Annotated in this window: 16 protein-coding genes and 2 tRNA genes; 7 read left to right on the top strand and 11 right to left on the bottom strand. The window is 62.8% G+C overall.

Annotated elements, in window-relative coordinates; genetic code table 11:
• Window positions 1-6 precede the first annotated feature (6 nt).
• Both ATN37_RS15905 and ATN37_RS15900 read left to right on the top strand, forming a co-directional pair.
• A complete protein-coding gene (locus tag ATN37_RS15905; protein WP_073512854.1) occupies window positions 7-696 on the top strand; it encodes a DUF998 domain-containing protein in 690 nt (229 codons plus the stop codon).
• A 79-nt stretch (window positions 697-775) separates the two neighbouring features.
• A complete protein-coding gene (locus tag ATN37_RS15900; protein WP_218695379.1) occupies window positions 776-2,020 on the top strand; it encodes a S9 family peptidase in 1,245 nt (414 codons plus the stop codon).
• A 1-nt stretch (window position 2,021) separates the two neighbouring features.
• Here ATN37_RS15900 and ATN37_RS15895 read toward each other — a convergent pair whose 3' ends face one another.
• Window positions 2,022-3,200 carry a cation:proton antiporter gene (locus ATN37_RS15895; protein WP_073512856.1) on the bottom strand — a complete coding sequence of 393 codons (1,179 nt, stop codon included), beginning with the start codon at window positions 3,198-3,200 and terminating at the stop codon, window positions 2,022-2,024.
• Between the two features lie 357 nt (window positions 3,201-3,557).
• Between ATN37_RS15895 and ATN37_RS15890 the strand changes: the two genes are divergently transcribed.
• Window positions 3,558-4,112 (top strand): DUF4352 domain-containing protein, encoded by a 555-nt coding sequence (locus ATN37_RS15890; RefSeq protein WP_051720817.1) that lies wholly within the window; start codon window positions 3,558-3,560, stop codon window positions 4,110-4,112.
• Between the two features lie 86 nt (window positions 4,113-4,198).
• On the opposite strand, the gene ATN37_RS15885 is transcribed toward ATN37_RS15890, so the two are convergent.
• From ATN37_RS15885 to ATN37_RS15845, 9 genes are all read right to left on the bottom strand, one after another.
• Window positions 4,199-4,828 (bottom strand): pyridoxamine 5'-phosphate oxidase family protein, encoded by a 630-nt coding sequence (locus ATN37_RS15885; protein ID WP_042447707.1) that lies wholly within the window; start codon window positions 4,826-4,828, stop codon window positions 4,199-4,201.
• The gene (locus tag ATN37_RS15880; protein WP_030535756.1) at window positions 4,825-5,640 is read right to left on the bottom strand and encodes an ABC transporter ATP-binding protein; all 816 of its coding nucleotides are present in this window, start codon (window positions 5,638-5,640) and stop codon (window positions 4,825-4,827) included. Before ATN37_RS15880 ends, ATN37_RS15885 begins: the two co-directional genes overlap by 4 nt.
• Entirely contained in the window at window positions 5,637-6,689 is a 1,053-nt protein-coding gene (locus ATN37_RS15875; protein ID WP_218695378.1) for an iron chelate uptake ABC transporter family permease subunit, read from the bottom strand. The genes ATN37_RS15880 and ATN37_RS15875 overlap by 4 nt, the downstream gene beginning before the upstream one ends.
• On the bottom strand, window positions 6,686-7,729 hold the full coding sequence (locus ATN37_RS15870; RefSeq protein WP_218695377.1) for an iron ABC transporter permease: 1,044 nt from the start codon (window positions 7,727-7,729) through the stop codon (window positions 6,686-6,688). Before ATN37_RS15870 ends, ATN37_RS15875 begins: the two co-directional genes overlap by 4 nt.
• Window positions 7,726-8,760: an iron-siderophore ABC transporter substrate-binding protein gene (locus ATN37_RS15865; RefSeq protein ID WP_218695376.1), complete on the bottom strand. Its 1,035-nt coding sequence runs from the start codon at window positions 8,758-8,760 to the stop codon at window positions 7,726-7,728. The genes ATN37_RS15870 and ATN37_RS15865 overlap by 4 nt, the downstream gene beginning before the upstream one ends.
• A gap of 156 nt (window positions 8,761-8,916) precedes the next feature.
• The gene (locus tag ATN37_RS15860) at window positions 8,917-9,834 is read right to left on the bottom strand and encodes an AraC family transcriptional regulator (protein WP_218695375.1); all 918 of its coding nucleotides are present in this window, start codon (window positions 9,832-9,834) and stop codon (window positions 8,917-8,919) included.
• A 46-nt stretch (window positions 9,835-9,880) separates the two neighbouring features.
• Window positions 9,881-9,953 (bottom strand) — tRNA-Arg (locus tag ATN37_RS15855).
• Window positions 9,954-10,035: 82 nt separating this feature from the next.
• Window positions 10,036-10,127 (bottom strand) — tRNA-Ser (locus tag ATN37_RS15850).
• Between the two features lie 96 nt (window positions 10,128-10,223).
• Window positions 10,224-10,943, bottom strand: a complete 720-nt coding sequence (locus ATN37_RS15845; protein ID WP_003943860.1) for a dienelactone hydrolase family protein — start codon at window positions 10,941-10,943, stop codon at window positions 10,224-10,226.
• Window positions 10,944-11,004: 61 nt separating this feature from the next.
• Here ATN37_RS15845 and hisC point away from each other — a divergent pair, with 61 nt between their 5' ends.
• The 3 genes from hisC to ATN37_RS15830 all read left to right on the top strand — a co-directional run bounded on the left by hisC (window position 11,005) and on the right by ATN37_RS15830 (window position 14,783).
• The gene (hisC, locus tag ATN37_RS15840) at window positions 11,005-12,081 is read left to right on the top strand and encodes a histidinol-phosphate transaminase (RefSeq protein ID WP_007731684.1); all 1,077 of its coding nucleotides are present in this window, start codon (window positions 11,005-11,007) and stop codon (window positions 12,079-12,081) included.
• A gap of 100 nt (window positions 12,082-12,181) precedes the next feature.
• Window positions 12,182-13,876, top strand: a complete 1,695-nt coding sequence (locus tag ATN37_RS15835) for a bifunctional UDP-sugar hydrolase/5'-nucleotidase (RefSeq protein WP_218695374.1) — start codon at window positions 12,182-12,184, stop codon at window positions 13,874-13,876.
• A gap of 37 nt (window positions 13,877-13,913) precedes the next feature.
• Complete coding sequence (locus ATN37_RS15830; protein ID WP_047271521.1) at window positions 13,914-14,783, top strand: MYG1 family protein; 870 nt, start codon at window positions 13,914-13,916, stop codon at window positions 14,781-14,783.
• Window positions 14,784-14,791: 8 nt separating this feature from the next.
• Here the strand turns inward: ATN37_RS15830 and ATN37_RS15825 are convergent, their stop codons facing one another.
• Window positions 14,792-15,802: an alpha/beta hydrolase family protein gene (locus ATN37_RS15825; protein WP_256933304.1), complete on the bottom strand. Its 1,011-nt coding sequence runs from the start codon at window positions 15,800-15,802 to the stop codon at window positions 14,792-14,794.
• A 399-nt stretch (window positions 15,803-16,201) separates the two neighbouring features.
• Between ATN37_RS15825 and ATN37_RS15820 the strand changes: the two genes are divergently transcribed.
• Window positions 16,202-16,822 (top strand): LysE family translocator, encoded by a 621-nt coding sequence (locus tag ATN37_RS15820; RefSeq protein ID WP_007731691.1) that lies wholly within the window; start codon window positions 16,202-16,204, stop codon window positions 16,820-16,822.
• The last annotated feature ends 4 nt before the right edge of the window (window positions 16,823-16,826 follow it).

The raw sequence follows: 16,826 nt of genomic DNA, 5'->3' as shown, positions 1-16,826 counted from the left end.
GATTTCGTGAAGGAACGCAACGTTGCGCGGTGGGGTTTGGTGGCTGCGCTGGCTCTGGGCGGAATCGTCTACTCGTCGTGGATTCTCGAATTCTTCCTGGACACCGGCCTCGACCCGGTGACATCGTTCCTCAGCGAACTCGATGCCGAGAACCAGAAATACCGCGATGTCTTCGGTAACGCCGATGTCCTGTCCGCAATCTTGATGTTGATCTCCGGAGCGCTGGGCCTGCTGATCACGCCCCGGCGAAGGCTATTCGTCACGGGCTGGATTGCGCTGGCAGTGTTCGGCATCGCGACCATCGCCGACGCGTCGTTCCCCCTCGAATGCTCGGGCGAGGGTTGCCCGTCGAGCGCACCCGACGGTCTACTTCCGCAGCTCCACCATGTTCACGCGTTGACGAGCAGCGTGGCGGTCTTCGCGATCTTCACCGCGATGATCGCATTCACCGTGGGAGCGTTCAGGTATCGCGAGCACCCTTCTTTGCGGACGACGGGTCTGACCATTCTGATCCTGACTTCCCTTGCGACGGTGTGGATGTTGACGACCAACAGCATCGAAGTCTCCGGCGGCGGTAATCTCGGACTGGGTATCGCTCAACGTGCGCAGGTGCTGGGAATGTCGTTGTGGTTGTGCACCCTGGCATTTGCGATGTCGAGGCCGCCATCCACCGGGCTCCCGGCGTCGCCGCGCTGACAGGTTTTCCGGCAAGCGATTCGGGCGATCCTGGAACTACAACTGAAAATGGCTGCCCCGAACTAGCGAAGGTGTGCCCATGTCTCTCGCGTCGTCGTTCTTCGCCCATCCGCACCAGGCGTTCACTGCTGGTTTCTATCGCAACGAGTCCTTCGACTTCGAGCTACGAGTCGTTCTCGGGCAAGCCACCTTCGGCGCGGCAGACACCGGCGAAGTGCTCTCGGCCATCGCTCACGTCGGCGAGAAGGACCTCGAAGGCTGGTACGAGGCCTGGTTCGACCTCGGTACACGGGTATTCGGGCAGGCCGATGAGGCAGCCGAGGCCGGGCATTCGCGAAGCGCGTCCAACGCGTACCTGCGGGCGGCGTCGTACTTCGGTGTGGCGATCAACGCCGTCGACGGTCTCAGCGACGATTCGGTTCTGGTCCCCACTTTCAAACGTCACCGACAGGCGTGGGACCGCTTCGTCGACACCACCTCCCAGCCCGTCGAACGCGTCCGGATCCCTTACGAGGACACCTACTTTCCCGGGTACTTCTTCCGGCCGCCCGGCGACGTGCGACGGCCGACGTTGATCATGGTGAACGGTAGCGACGGCCCAATCAGCGGGCTGTGGGGCAGCGGCGGTGCCGGGGCGCTCGAGCGGGGCTACAACGTGTTGATGTTCGACGGTCCCGGTCAGCAGTCGATGCTCTTCGAGCGCAACATCCCGTTCCGTCACGACTGGGAAGCCGTCATCACGCCCGTCGTCGACTATCTCGTGGACCGGCCGGACGTCGATGCGTCGAAGCTGGCGATGTACGGGATCAGTCAGGGCGGGTACTGGGTGCCCCAGTCGTTGGCGTTCGAGCATCGGATCGCGGCAGCGATCGCCGATCCGGGGGTCGTGGACGTGGCCGCGTCGTGGCTCGCCCATATCCCCAAGAACATGCAGAAGCTACTCGACGAGGGAAAGTCGGAGGCCTTCGACCGCGACATGGCGATAGGGCTGGGAATGAAATTCTCCAAGGACAGCGCCCGAATCTGGCGTTTCCGAGCGCGTCCGTACCTCGCCGACGGCTACTACAACACTCTCGCCGAGGTTCGGAAGTACCACCTCGAACACGTCGCCGGCTCGATCTCCACTCCCCTGCTCATCACCGATCCGGAAGACGAGCAATTCTGGCCCGGTCAATCCAAGCGGCTTGCCGCCCTATCCGGCGGACCGACGACGGTGGTTCCCTTCACCGCTGCCGAGGGCGCGAACTTCCACTGCCAGCCCATGGCGAGGCGTCTGACTGATCAGCGGATGTTCGACTGGCTCGACGAGCAGTTGGATCTCTGAATCAGGACACTTTCTCCTTTTTCGTCAAGAGAGTGGCGAGCATCGGCAGCAATAGAACCGTGATCGCCCCGGCCGCGACAAGAATCGACGCGTTGTCCGAGGACATCTGATGCGCGTCGACGGCAGCGCCAGTGACCGCCACGATCATGGGCAGGCCGGTAGCCCCGTACAACGCGACTTGCGCACTTTCGCGCGTGGTGAAGGGTGGTTCGACCTTCTCGAACTTGGTCACGAAGAACACCGGCACGCCGCGGACGACAACGATCAGGATCAAAAAAGCAATCAGTATGCCGGGACTGGCGGCGACCGCCGAGACGTCGATCGCCATGCCTGAAGTGATGAAGAAAATCGGGATGAGGAACCCGAAGGCGATCCCGTCGAGCTTGATCTCGAGGCGCTCGTCGCCCTCTGGCATCAGTCGCCGCAGGATGAAGCCGGCGGCAAACGCACCGAGAATGACGTCGAGTGAGAACACAGCCGACAGCACTCCGAGGCTGACCAACAACAGAACGGTGAGGCGGACCGTCGTCTGCGCCGTCGTGTCCGCCCCTGCCCGCACCAGGCGATGTGTCCACGAGCCTTCGTGAATCAGCTTGCCGGGCAGCACCGCAACGATGACAGCGATCAAGGCGAAGACGGCAAGAACGATCAGCGACAGTACGGCACCACGGGCACTCAGCAGCACCGCCATCGCGACGACCGGCCCGAGCTCGCCGACGGCCCCGTGGTTGAGGACGGTCTTACCCAAGCGTGTGTCGAGGAGTTTGTTGTCCTTGAGGATCGGCAGCAGCGTGCCCAGAGCGGTCGACGTCATCGCGATGGCAACAGCGGCTTCGGCGGAGATCACGTTCCTCATGCCAAGCAGCGCGACCACCGTGAACGCCAGCGCGAGGCAGAACAGCCACGTGTAGAGCGCTCGACGTCCGCCGCGCCCACTGAGTTCCTGTCGGTCGATCTCGTAGCCGGCGAGCAGGAACAGCATGCCGAGGCCGAGTTCGCGCAGGATGCCGACCGCTTCGCTGTCAGCTGCGATGTTGAGGGCGAACGGCCCGACCACTGCGCCCGCGACCAGTAGCAACACCACTTCGGGAACCAGTCGACGCGGGATCAGGCCCGCGACTATCGGCGCAATGGCCGCGATCAGCGCAATCCAGAACAGCGAGGAGGCGATTGAAGGCACGGATCATTGTCGGACAAAACCGACCACTCTGCACACATTGCGACCGGTCAGTCTGGTAGAAGTATCGAATGCTCACCTAGTAATGCGTGAGCAATCCCACGTGAAGGAACGGCCATGACACAACCCCCGCAGGACCCTAACCAGCCATATGGCCAGCCGCCTCAGCAGCCGTACGGGCAGCAACCCCAGCAGCCCTACGGACAGCAACCACCGGCTCAGCAACCTTATGGACAGCCTTATCCAGATCAGTCTGGCGCGCCGTTCCCGGGCCAGTACGCTCAGCCGGCCGGTGGGGTTCAGCAACCGCCGCCTTCACCGGCGAAAAAGAAGAAGTGGCCATGGGTCGTCGGAGGCATCGTGGCGTTCTTCGTGATTGTCGCGATCGCCACTGGCGGCGGGGACAAAGACAAGGAAGAATCCGCCGCGGCCCCCACAACCACGCAAGCCGCGGCCAACGGTGCCTCCGTGGCCGCAGTTGCCCCGGCCGAAGCTCCCAAGGAAACGAAGTCTTCGAATCCCGGAATCGGCGAGGAAGTGCGAGACGGAAAGTTCGGGTTCGTCGTGACGGGTATCGAGACCGGCCTCACGACGATCGGCGACAATCCCTACTTGCAAGAGCAAGCTGAGGGTCAGTTCGTACTCGTTCACGTCGAGATCACGAACACTTCCGACAAGCCCCAGGCTTACTTCGGATCCAATCAGACCTTGATCGACACCGAAGGTCGCGAGTTCACCAACAACACGATGGCAGCGATCAATATCGACGCCGAAACCGCGATCGGCGGCGACATAAACCCCGGCATCACACGGAAGACCACCATTGTCTTCGACATCCCGACCAGTGCCACCCCCAAGGAGATCGAGGTACACGACTCGATGTTCTCCGGTGGCGCCACAATTTCGCTTCAGTAAACCCGGAACAGTAAGAACGACGGTCTCCACCAGTTGACGATCAGCTGGTGGAGACCGTTCTCCTGCGAAAGGCCAACGGACTGAGGTCAGTACAGGTACTTGCGGTACGCCTCTTGTCTGGCGGGTTCGAGGTCCTCGACGCGCAGGCTGTGTTGCTCCGCCATCATGTCGCGCAGACTCGGCACCTCATCGGATGCGGGCCACGTCGACGGATCCCACAGCTTCGCCCGCAGAATTGCTCTCGCGCAATGCAGATACGCCTCGTCGATCTGCACGATCACCGCAAGCTGTGCAGGCTTGCCATTCATCGCCATCGAATCCAACAGATCAGGATCGGTGGACAGAGTCGCCGTGCCGTTGACGCGCACGATCTCGTCGTGCCCGGGCGCGAGAAAGAGGATCCCCACGTGAGGATTCTCGATCATGTTCCGGTACGAGTCAGCGCGCCGGTTGCCCGGACGATCCGGGAGCACGAGCGTCTTCTCGTCGGGAAACAGAACCTGACTGACCAGGTCTCCACGCGGCGAGCAATCGCAATTCCCGGCCGCATCGGATGTCGCGAGCACAAAAAACCGTGCCTGCTCGATGAATTCACGGATCAACGGAGTCGTGTAAGCGGTCTGCTTCTCCATGATCGTCGGATGGGGCTGTCCGAGAATCGCATTGAGTTGTTCCACGGATTCGATCCGCCCGCCCGGGGCGTTCGACGCCGTCACGTCGACACGTCGTCGAGCACGTGGTGGCGCCCGAGCGGCAACACCAACGGCTTACCCGACATGGGGTCCGGGATGATTCGGCTCTCGAGACCGAACACGGTGCGGACGTTGTCGCTCGTGAGCACCTCGGCAGGATCACCCGCCGCGTAGACCCGGCGATCGGCCATGGCGACGAGGTAGTCGGCGTAGCGGGCGGCGAGATTGAGATCGTGCAGAACCATGACAATCGTTGTACCCCGAGTCCGGTTCAGGTCGGTGAGCAGGTCCAAGACCTCAACCTGGTGGCTCACGTCCAAGAAGGTGGTCGGCTCGTCGAGTAGAAGCAGATCGGTTTGTTGGGCGAGCGCCATCGCAATCCACACACGTTGGCGCTGACCACCGGAAAGCTCGTCCACCGATCGTTCGGCCAATCCGGTTGTGTCCGTGGCCGCAAGCGCCTCGGCGACAGCTGCGTCATCCTCGCGGCTCCACCTCGACAGCACCCGCTGATGTGGATGACGACCACGGCCGACGAGATCGGCGACAACTATCCCTTCCGGTGCGATCGGTGACTGCGGCAGCAGACCGAGCGTGCGAGCGAGCTTCTTCGCAGGCAGGCGATGAACATCCTTGCCGTCCAACAGAACATGACCGCTTCGGGGACTGAGTAGCCGCGACATCGACCGCAGCAGTGTCGATTTGCCGCACGCGTTGGCGCCCACGATGGTCGTGATCTTTCCCGGCGGCACCGCGAGGTCGAGCGATTCGACGACGGTCCGTCCTCCGTAACCGAGTTCGAGGTTTTCGACAGTCAGAGTATGGGATTCGGTCACAGCGAACCTCCCGTTCGGTTGGAGCGAATGATGAGGTAGACGAGATACGGCGCTCCCAGCGCGCCGGTCACCACGCCAACGGGGTAACGGGTGCCGAAGGCGTACTGTCCGCAGAAATCGGCAACGAGCACCAGCAGCGCTCCGACCAGCGCCGACGGAATCAAAAGTGATGTTCCCGGACCGACGATGCGGGCGGCAATGGGGCCGGACAGAAATGCGACGAAGGCGATGGGCCCCGCAGCGGCAGTGGCAAAGGCGATGAGTCCGACGGCCGCAATGATCGTCAGAATGCGCGTTCGTTCCACTCTGACGCCGAGCGCTTGTGCTGCGTCGTCACCGAGCTGGATGGTCGAAAGGTTGCGCGATTGGCTCAGCAGCACCGGCCCGAGCACGACCAGCGCCAGGAGTACGGGAACCGTCGAACCCCAGTTGGCACCGTTGAGACTGCCGGTGAGCCAACGCATCGTCTCCTGCAGATCCCACGCGGCGGCGGTACTGAGCAGGTAGGCGGTGACGCTGTCGAGCATCGCGGCGATGCCGATACCGATCAGTATGAGCCGAGTGCCCGCCACACCGTCCCGGAAAGACAGAACGTAGATCAAGACTGCGACGCCCAGACCGACAGCGATAGCAAAAACCGATACCTGTGAACCGCCGAGTGAAAGCGAGATGATCGCGAAAGCCGCTGCAGCGCTTGCGCCGGAGCTGATTCCGATGATGTCGGGGCTCGCGAGCGGGTTGCGCAGCATCGTCTGGAACGTGATGCCACCCAAGCCGAAACAGATTCCGGCGACCACAGCGAGGACAGCGCGAGGCAGCCGGAGGCGGCCGACGGTGAACGAGGCACCAGGCACGTTCTCCCCCAGCACGACCCGAAGCACATCTGACGGCGAGTAGAAGGCTTTTCCCACCATCAGAGTGACCGCGAAGGAGGCGACGACGAGGACCATCAGCACGGCAATCACGATGCGGCGGCGTCTACCTCGTCGGATACGGCTTGCTCCGACTGCGTCGACCTCGACTTCGGGAGTAACGAATGTAGTGGTCACAGCTCACGTATTTTCTGACGGCGGACTATGTAAATGAAGAAGGGCGCTCCGATGAGCGCGGTGATGATGCCGACGTCGATTTCGCTCGGCCGGGCGACAATTCGTCCGAGAATGTCGGCGGCGACCAGAAGGGCGGCACCTGTCAGCGCAGAAAACGGTAGTAGCCAACGGTTGTCAATCCCGATCAACAACCGGCACAGGTGCGGGACGACCAAACCGACGAAGCCGATCGGTCCCGCGATGGCAGTGGCCGCACCGCAGAGCAACACTGCACCGAGCGCTGCCACTGCACGAACCACCGCGACGCGTTCGCCGAGACCTGATGCAACCTCGTCGCCGAGCGCAAGAGAGTTGAGACTGCGCGCTGACAGCAGACAGATCACGAAGCCGACAATGAGGAAAGGCAGACCCTGCCGGATCACCTCGAAACTCGCGCCACCGACGCCGCCGATCTGCCACGAACGAATGTTGCCCGCAATATCGTTTCGCGGCAGCATGATCGCAGTGATGAACGAAGCAAACGCAGCCGATGTTGCGGCCCCGGCAAGAGCCAACTTGAGTGGCGTGGCTCCACCTCGCCCGAGTGACCCGACTACGTAGACGAACAATGCCGCCCCGGCTGCACCGAGTACGGCCACCCAGATCATGCTGGTCTGGGTCCACAATCCGAACCACGCCATTCCGATCACCACGGCGAGCGAAGCGCCCATGTTGACGCCCAGGATTCCGGGATCCGCCAAAGGGTTTCGGGTAATCCCCTGCATCACCGCGCCGGCAAGACCGAGCGCAGCACCCACGACGATCGCGAGCACCGTCCGCGGAATGCGCTTGGCAATCGCACCCTGACCGATATTGTCGGTGGAACCGCCAAGTGCGGCAACGATGTCGGACCAATCGACCTCACGAGAGCCGATGACGATCGAGGCGCACATGAGCACCGCGAGGACCACGAGAAGGGCGATCAGCCACAGCGAATTGCCGAACGTCGGGCTCCGCGTATCGCGAGCGCCCGACGTCGAATCCTGCGAGGTTACAGTCACTCCGACTTTCCAGCGGCCCCGGCGAGCAGATCGACGTAGTCGCCGAGTACCCACGAAATCGCGAGTGGAGTCGGGTTGGCCGCCGTTCCCATCGGCCCGGTTCCATTGAGGAACACGATCGCGTTGTTGGCGACGGCAGGCATCTGCGAGAGCAGCGGGTCAGCCTTGAGTGCGTCGACAAGTGCCTGGTCACCGTAGGTGACGATCAGTTCGACGTCGTCGAAGACGTCCACACGCTCCGCACTGACCTTCTTCGAGAACTCACCACCCGTCGAGGCGTCGGCAACGCTCTTCGGCGTCGAAAGTCCGAGGTCCTCGAAGAACGCGGCGCGCGTGTCGTTCGCCGTGTAGAAGCTGACCTGGCTCAGATCAGCGGTGTCGACGTGCGTCAGGAACATGGTTGCCTTGCCTGCAAGCTGCGGATGCGCGGCAACCTCGTCGGCGATCTCCTTCTCGATGGTGGAGATCAGTTCCTGCCCTTCGGATTCCATGCCGAGGCCCATGCTGTTGAACTTGATGACGTCACGCCACGACGTCGCCCACGGCCCCTCGGGATACGCCACAACCGGAGCGATCTCACTGAGAGTGTCGTAGTCCTCCTGCGTCAATCCGGAGTATGCGACAAGAATGACGTCAGGGTTCGTATCGGAGACGGCTTCGAAGTCGATGCCGTCGGTCTCGTCGAAGAGCACCGGCGGCTTCGCGCCAAGGTCGTCGAGCTTTTCCTCGACCCACGGCAGCATTCCGTTGCCGTTGTCGTCACCGAAAGTCGCCGCTGCCATTCCGGCGGGAACCACGCCGAGAGCAAGGGGCACTTCGTGATTGGCCCAGGCAACGGTGGCAACTCGCTCCGGCTTGGCGTCGATCGTCGTAGTTCCGAAAGCGTGCTCGATCGTGACAGGGAAGGAGCTGTATCCGCTTCCGGCGCTGCCGCCGTCGGCGGTCTCCGAGGAGTCGGAACTGCAAGCTGTCATGCCGAGGGCGACTGCGACCGCTGCTGCGGCCACCGCCAAGAAGCGTTTTGAACGCATGAAAACAGAACTCTCTCGAGAAGGGGTACGGCCCTCAACCCGGCTCAATCAGGCACTTAGGTGAGGTTTGCCTAAACCGTATACGGGAGGGCAATGTGGCGCAATCGCGTGTTTGGGACACCCCGTGTAGCGATCGAGACAAGGTGTGATGGCCGATCAGCTAGCCCGGAACATCCCTGGTGTAGCGCCTGTAGTGCGCCGGAATGCCGCCCCGAATGCGCTGGTCGAGTGGTAGCCCACACGCTCGGCAACCTCTTGTAGATCCAAGCCGTGGGCAAGAAGGGTCACCGCTCGTTGGGCGCGCACAGCCGAGACCCACTGCCCGAAACTCATCCCGGTCTCCGACCGAAATACCCGGGTGATGGTTCGCGGGCTGACACCGAGGAGCCTTGCCCAGTCGGACAGCGTTCGCATGTCACTCGGATCGTCACCGATCGCATCGACGATGGGTTGCAGAAGTGGCGAGTCCGGCACCAGCACCAGCAACTCGTTCGGCGACGGTGCCAGCACGTCGATCACCATCTGCTCCGTGAGCGAGCGTGAAGAGGTTCCGAGTGAATCGTCTGCCAGTCGCTCGAGGAGGTTCCGCAGCAGCGGAGTGACCTCGATCGCCACCGGCACGTCGGACAGAGAAGGAACCGATGCGATGTCGAGCTGAGCGGCCCGATACCAGGTTCCGGCGGGCGCGATCGCCGAGTGCAGGACGCCGGCGGGCATCCACAGACCGACGGTCGGGGTGATCGTCCACGTGCGCGATCCCACCGTGGCGCTCGACGCTCCTCGCTCGTTCCACAACAATTCGTGGGTCGGGTGCGAGTGCGCCTCCCACCGGGTCTCGCGGGAGACAAGCTCGTCCATGCCCGCGATGACAAAGGGCACCTCGACCGCCCCAGCCGAGTAGACCGGGAGCGTCCGACTGTCGACGGTCTCCAACGGGTTCTCCTCGGTTCGCGTGGCTGCTCCGCAGAAAGCATAGGTCGCGGGGATCGGTTGTTGGTTCCCACGATCGCGAGGATCACCGCCCGAAATCGCCGAGGTGACCTCACACACATTCAAGAATTGCGTATGCACCACAACAAAAAGAAGGTCACAGACCTGAAGTCTGTGACCTTCTTTCTTGTGCGCCCGAAGGGATTCGAACCCCTAACCTCTTGATCCGTAGTCAAGTGCTCTATCCGTTGAGCTACGGGCGCATGTTCTGTTGTCTTGCTGGTCTTGCGTGTCTTACCGTCGTAATTTCTATCATTTCTAACCCGCCGGTCAAAATCACCGGCTTGGCGGAGGCGAGAGGATTTGAACCTCCGGTCCCTCGTAAAAGGGACAACTCATTAGCAGTGAGTCCCATTCGGCCGCTCTGGCACGCCTCCCTGGGGGTTCCGATCCTTTCGGACCGCCGGATCGAAAGATTACACACCCTTCGCCACCAAAGGCAAAACGTGTGGTCAGCGGGCTGTTTTGTGGACTTACCGCAGGTGGCTGTCGAACCAGTCGAAGATCCGGGTCTGAGCTTCGATGATCGAGGCCGAATCAGGGTCGTCGAGGTCAGCGTCCTCGGACAGCTGTGGCGGCTCGTCCGCCCGGTGAGCCAGTCCGGCGTAGCTGACCACCAGTGTCGCGACGTCGGCCTTCGCGGTCGCTTCCCGGAGCAGAGTCACGTGTTCGCGAGGCGTGCTGGGATCGTCCTCGCCGTACAGCGCCAGCCACGGCGCCTGCAGGGAAGTGGCCGCGTCGACAAGCGCCTGAGCATCCACCGACAAGGCTTCGACGATTCCCCGGGCGGCGACGCTCACCGCGGCGCCGACGGGACGGCTGGTGGCCACGAGCATCGCGGCGGTACCGGCGTCGTCGAATCCGAGCACCCCGATGGTGTCTGCGAGAACTTCGCGTCCGACGAGCCAATCGAGGGTCGCGTCGAAGTCGGCGAAGAGGTTGTCACCGAACACCTCACCCTGCATGTGTTCGGGTTCGCGGTGAAACAGGTGAGGTGCGACGCTCACCCACCCTTCGCCGGCAAGCGCGCACATCAGATTCAGCAGAGCCGGGCTGAACTTCCGGGCTTCATGCAGGACGACGATCCCGCCCCGCGTCGGGCCGTCCGGCTCCACCACGGTCAGCGGAACAGCCGTGGCGACCTCCCCTTCAGCTCCGCGCAGATACGCGGTGGCTCGGAAGATTTCCGACATCTTCTAACTCTGACACGCAGACGGCCGCTACGCACCAAATCAGTGCGCGCATAATCGACTCGTGACCGCACACATTCGCCCTGACCTCGCCTCCATCCCCGCCTACGTTCCCGGACGCAATTTTCCGGGTGCGATCAAGCTGGCGAGCAACGAAACGACCGTAGGGCCGTTGCCCGGTGTGCGTGACGCCGTCGCCGACGCGGTCGCCAATGCCAACCGCTACCCGGACAATGCCGCGGTTGCACTCATCGAGGCGCTGGCCAGCTTCTTGAAAGTCGAGCCGGCCAACGTCGCCGCTGGTTGCGGCTCCGTGACGCTGTGCCAGGAACTCGTGCAGATCACGTGCGATCAGGGTGACGAGGTCATCTACGCGTGGCGTTCGTTCGAGGCGTACCCCGTGGTCACCCAGGTCGGCCATGCCGTCTCGGTCAAGGTTCCGCTGACCGAGGACTTCGGCCACGACCTCGACGCGATGCTGGCCGCGATCACGGATCGCACGCGGTTGATCTTCGTATGCAACCCCAACAACCCGACCGGCAATGCACTGTCGAAGGCAGAGCTCGAGAGCTTCCTCGACGCGGTCCCGGCGCACGTCGTCGTCGCACTCGACGAGGCGTACTTCGAATACTCACGCTCGGACGCCGACGGCATCGAGCTGTTCCGCAGCCGCCCCAACGTGGTTGTTCTGCGCACCTTCTCGAAGGCGTACGGCCTCGCGGGAATCCGCGTGGGTTACGCGGTCGCGGATCCGGAGATCATCGTGGCCCTCGGCAAGGTGCACACCCCGTTCACCGTGAGCGCCGTTGCGCAGGCCGCCGCAATCGCTTCCCTGGCTGCAGCAGACGAACTGCTTGCCCGCACCGAAGGTGTCATCGCCGAGCGGACGCGAGTTCGAACCGCTCTGATCGAAGCCGGGTACACCGTCCCCGAGTCGTCGGCGAACTTCGTCTATCTCCCCCTCGGAGAACTCTCTCCCGCTTTTGCCGAGGCGAGTACCGAAGCGGGCATTCTGATCCGCCAGTACGGCGTCGAGGGCGTCCGGATGACCATCGGCGATCCACACGAGAACGACGCATTCCTCGCTTTCGCGAACACCGACGTCGCGAAGCAGGCCGCGGGCATCGGCGTCACCGCGTGACACTCGATACATAACTGTTACGCCGAGGACTGGAATTCGTTTCGGCAGACGGGCACACTCAGGGAGGTTCGAGGCCGGTCCGAGTGAGGGAGCACGACGCATGACGCGACGCATGACACGAACGTGTGCCGTGCTCGCAACGACCCTTCTCGCCACCACCGCGACCTCCCTGAGTGGCGTCGCCAACGCAGAGTCCCAGGACACGGTGTCGGTACGTCTGTTGGCGTTCAACGATCTGCACGGCAGTCTCCGCCCGCCGGAAGGTGTTCGCAGCGAGATCAGGCAGGCCGACGGCTCGCTCACTCCCGCAGGTGGCGCGGCGTATCTCGCGGCCTACGTGACGCAACTTCGCAGCCAGGCCACCAACTCGCTGCTGTATTCGGTCGGTGACAACTGGGGATCGTCGGCGCTCGAGTCGGCGATGTTCAATGACGAACCGACGGTCGAACTCCTGAACCGGATGAAGATCGACGCTTCCGCGATCGGCAACCACGAACTGGACAAAGGGCTCGCCGAGTTCCGACGCATGCAGTCCGGCGGTTGCTCCGCCGTCGATGCGTGCACGTTCAGTCCGTCCTTCGGCGGCGCCAACTTCCCGCTGATGGCCGCGAACATGACGTACACCAACGGCACCCCGGCCACGCTGCCCTTCACCGTGAACATGGTCGACGGCATTCCGCTCGGAGTCATCGCGATATCCCCCGCCAACACGTCGCAGATCGTGACACCGGGTGGGATCGCCGATCTGCAGTTCGGCGACGAGGTCGAAGCGATCAACCGCACCGCCGACGTCCTCGATTTCTTCGGCGTCAAAGCCATCACCGTCCTCCTGCACCGTGGGGACGAACCGGCCGTCGAAGGTGGGCCCAACGACTGCAACGTCGAGTCCGGGCCGGCCCGCGACATCGCCCTTCGTGCGTCACCGAAGGTGGACGTCATCTTCACCGCCGACAGCCACCAGCAGTACAACTGCGAATTCCCTGATCCCGCAGGCAATCCCAGAGTCGTGATGCAGGGCGCTTCGCACGGCCGGATCGTGTCCGTCGCAGACGTCACCATCGATCGCAACACCCGCGAGGTCGTTCGCGATCAGACGTCCGCGTTCAATCAGATAGTGACACACGATATTTCGCCGGATCCCGATATTCAGGCGCTCGCCGACCGAGCCTGGTCGGAGGCATCGGAAAGCGCTCAGCGACCGGTGGGGACCATCACCGCCGATCTGACACGGGACCGGGTACCCAGCGGCGAATCGACACTCGGCAACCTGGTCGCCGACGCTCAACTCGCCGCCGGATCGACACGAGGCGCTCAACTCGCGTTGACGAACCCCGGCGGCATGCGCGAGGACTTGGACTTCGGCACTTCCGGCCAGATCACCTACCGCCAGGCCTACGGTGTGCAACCCTTCGGCAACAGTCTCGAGGTGCTCTCCGTCACAGGAGCGGTGCTGAAGGACGCTCTCGAACAGCAATTCCAGATCGACCTCGACGGCACCGCTACCGAGCGCATCCTCTCCCCGTCCGCGGGCTTCACCTACGCCCTGGACCGGCGAGCAGCGCCGGGCTCGCGAATCTCGGAAATGCGCTTGAACGGGCAGGACATCGCCCCCGACGGCGTCTACAGCGTCGTGGTGAACAAGTTCCTCGCCGAGGGCGGGGACGGTTTCACCGCACTGAAGAACTCCACCCAGATGACCGGTGCGGGCAACGACCTCGACGCCTTGACCGCCCTGTTCGCAGCCGGGTCACCGGTCTCGCCACCTGCCACCGACCGCATCCGCACCATCGGCTGACTAGGCATCCCCGCGCTCGATTGCCTAGTCTCGACGGGTGATCATCGCGACCCATAACGGCAAGTTCCATGCAGACGACGTCTTCGGCGTATCGCTGCTCAAGCAGCTGTACCCCGACGCCACCGTCGTTCGCAGCCGTGACGAGTCCGTCCTGGGCAGCGCGGACATCGTGCTCGACGTCGGCGGTCGCTACAACCCGGCCGAGGGGCGCTTCGACCATCACCAGCGTGATGCCGGCGAGCGCAGCAACGGCATCCTGTACTCCGCCTTCGGTCTGCTCTGGCAGGAATACGGCCTGCAGTTCTGTGAAGGCGACGCCTCCGTGTTCCGCCGTATCGACAGCCGACTGGTCGAGGGCATCGACGCCGTCGACAACGGCCAAGAGATCTACACCCTCAACGACTACGGCACCAAGCCTTTTGATCTGTCGTCCGTGCTGGACCTTTTCAATCCGATCTCGTCCACCGACGAGGAGTTCGACACCCAGTTCGAGCTGGCCGTCGTTCTCGCAACCCAGGTCTTGATTCGCCTGCGCGCCAAGTATGCCGGCGACGCGGCGGCCGAGCGCGAGTTCACCGAGACCTACGAAAAAGCAACGGATCCGCGCTTCGTCGTGCTGGAACGCTTCGTTCCCCACGGCCGCGCCGCGTCGGCCCAGCCAGAGCTGCTGTTCACCATCTTCCCGAACACCAACGGCGGCTGGTCGATTCAGACGGTCAAGCCTGCTGACTCCAAGTTCGGTTCACGAAAGCTGTTGCCGGAGCCGTGGCGCGGCCTGAACGGCTCGGATCTTGCCGCCCAGACGGGCGTCGACAGTTCGGTCTTCTGCCACAAGGCCGGGTTCATCGCGGCTGCGCAGACCCGTGACGGCGCCCTCCAATTGCTCGAACTGGCACTGGCCGAGTAGTTCTCAGCTCACATTCCCAGCGCCGTCTTCACCGTCGGCCAGGAATCGTGAAGCGCGTCTTGCCAGTACGGCCACGAATGGGTGCCGTCGTTCCGATACGCGAACACTGCGGGAATCGACAACTCGCCCAACCTCGCTTCGAACAGTTGTGTGCACGTATTAGCGAGCGCCTCGAGCGGTCCGCCTTCGATGGCAGTCTGCAGTCCACTCGGGGTGAAGACGTTGTCGTATTCTCCGGGCGCACCTGTACCGGAGGACACGTAGATCGTCTTCCCACGCAGCGTTTCCGCGTTGGTGGACGGGTCGTGCTTTTGCCAGTCGGGGTCCGACGCCGGGCCCCACATGTTGGTGGCGTCGCCCGCCTTGCTGGCCACGGTGAGCCGTACGGAGTCCTGCGAGGACGATTCGGAGTTGTCGAGACAGCCACTGTACGAGGCCAATCCGGTGTAGAGCGTCGGGTGATGTGTGATGAGGTTGGCCGCGCCGAGCGCACCCATGGACACCCCGCCGACCACGTTCGTCCCATTTCCGGAAAACGCAGAATCGATCAACGCCGGAAGCTCTTCAGCGAGAAACGATTCCCACTTGTTCACACCGAGGTTCGGATCGTCGTTCTTCCAGTTGGTGTAGAAACTGCCGGTACCGCCAACAGGGAGAACGACGTTGACGTTCTTGTCGGCGAAAAACGCTTCGATGTCGGTCTTTTGAGTCCAGGTGCTTTCGGAGTATCCGGATTCCGAACCGGCACTGACGCCGTCGAGTAGGTAGAAGGACGGACGCGAACCGGCACTCGACGCTGGATGCAGAACCTGCACTTGCACCTCGCGCCGCATGGCCGGCGACTCGACGAACACGGCACTGCGTGTGGGCGACAACTGCTCTATGCGATTGATGTGAGCCCCGGCCTGACCGGCCGAATCTCCTGGTGGGTTTTCAGGTGCCGGTTCGGCATACGCCACTCCGCCCACGACAAGCGCGAGCACGACCAACACAATCCCGACAAACCCAAATCTCCGCATCCGTCAAGCGCCCCCTGAGCATCGCACGACTACCGCTGACCCTCGATTGGACAGGACGAACGTCCCGGGGTCAACCCACTGGTTGGGATTTATTACTCGCGGGTATCCAATGGAGTTGGACAGTTCTCCACCGATGCACACACAGGTGTGGATAACTTCATTCACATCCGCTTCCCAGTTGTGCATAACCTGTGGACAAAAGGATGAATTACAACATAGTTATTCCTTCTACCTGCAACGATTCGTTTCCCCACAGTGTGCATAACTTTGTCGAACAGGGCTCGCGAGACGCCGGTTTCCGGGCGTGTCCATGCAGTTCACACCGCCGCGCCACTCTTTGTTCACAGGCCTGACACCACCGGCCGACAATGCTCCCCACCCCGACTTCATACTTGTTGCATGCTGACCGCTCTGCTCGCCGCCACAGCTGTGCTCGCCCTACTGACTCTGGTCCCCGGGCCCGACATGGCCGTCGTGACGCAGGCTGCTCTCGGCGCGGGCAGATCTGCCGGTTTCCGGGTAGCGGCCGGCATCGTCTCGGGCCTTCTGGTGTGGGGTCTGTTGACCGTCCTCGGGCTTTCGGCGATCCTCGCCGCGTCGGCCGAGGCGTACACGGTGGTCAAGCTCGCCGGCGCGGCTTACCTGATCTATCTCGGTGTGCGAGCACTGTGGGAGAGCCGGACGTCGCGGATGCAACACAATGCCGACGCTCCACGATCGCAGAAGGCCGGGACATGGAAGACGGGCTTCACCACCAACCTGCTCAACCCCAAGATCGCCGTCTTCTACACCGGACTGTTGCCGCAGTTGGTTCCGGCCGGGTGGCCGACGGGACCGTCGCTTGCATTGCTGGTGCTCATCCACGCAGCCATCACCATCGTGTGGCTCAGTGGCTACGTGGTCCTTCTCTCGCGAGCGCGTAGCACCTTCGAGAAGCCCCGAGTGCGACAGGCACTCGAGCGCATAACCGGAACAGTTCTTCTAGGATTCGGAGCGAAGATCGCGCTCGAAGCGCGCTGAGACG

Origin of the sequence: Rhodococcus sp. MH15, from assembly GCF_019266045.1 — a bacterium.
Lineage (GTDB): Bacteria > Actinomycetota > Actinomycetes > Mycobacteriales > Mycobacteriaceae > Rhodococcus_F > Rhodococcus_F qingshengii.
Note: the sequence above shows the minus strand (reverse complement) of the source record. Positions and strands in the feature narration are given on the sequence as shown.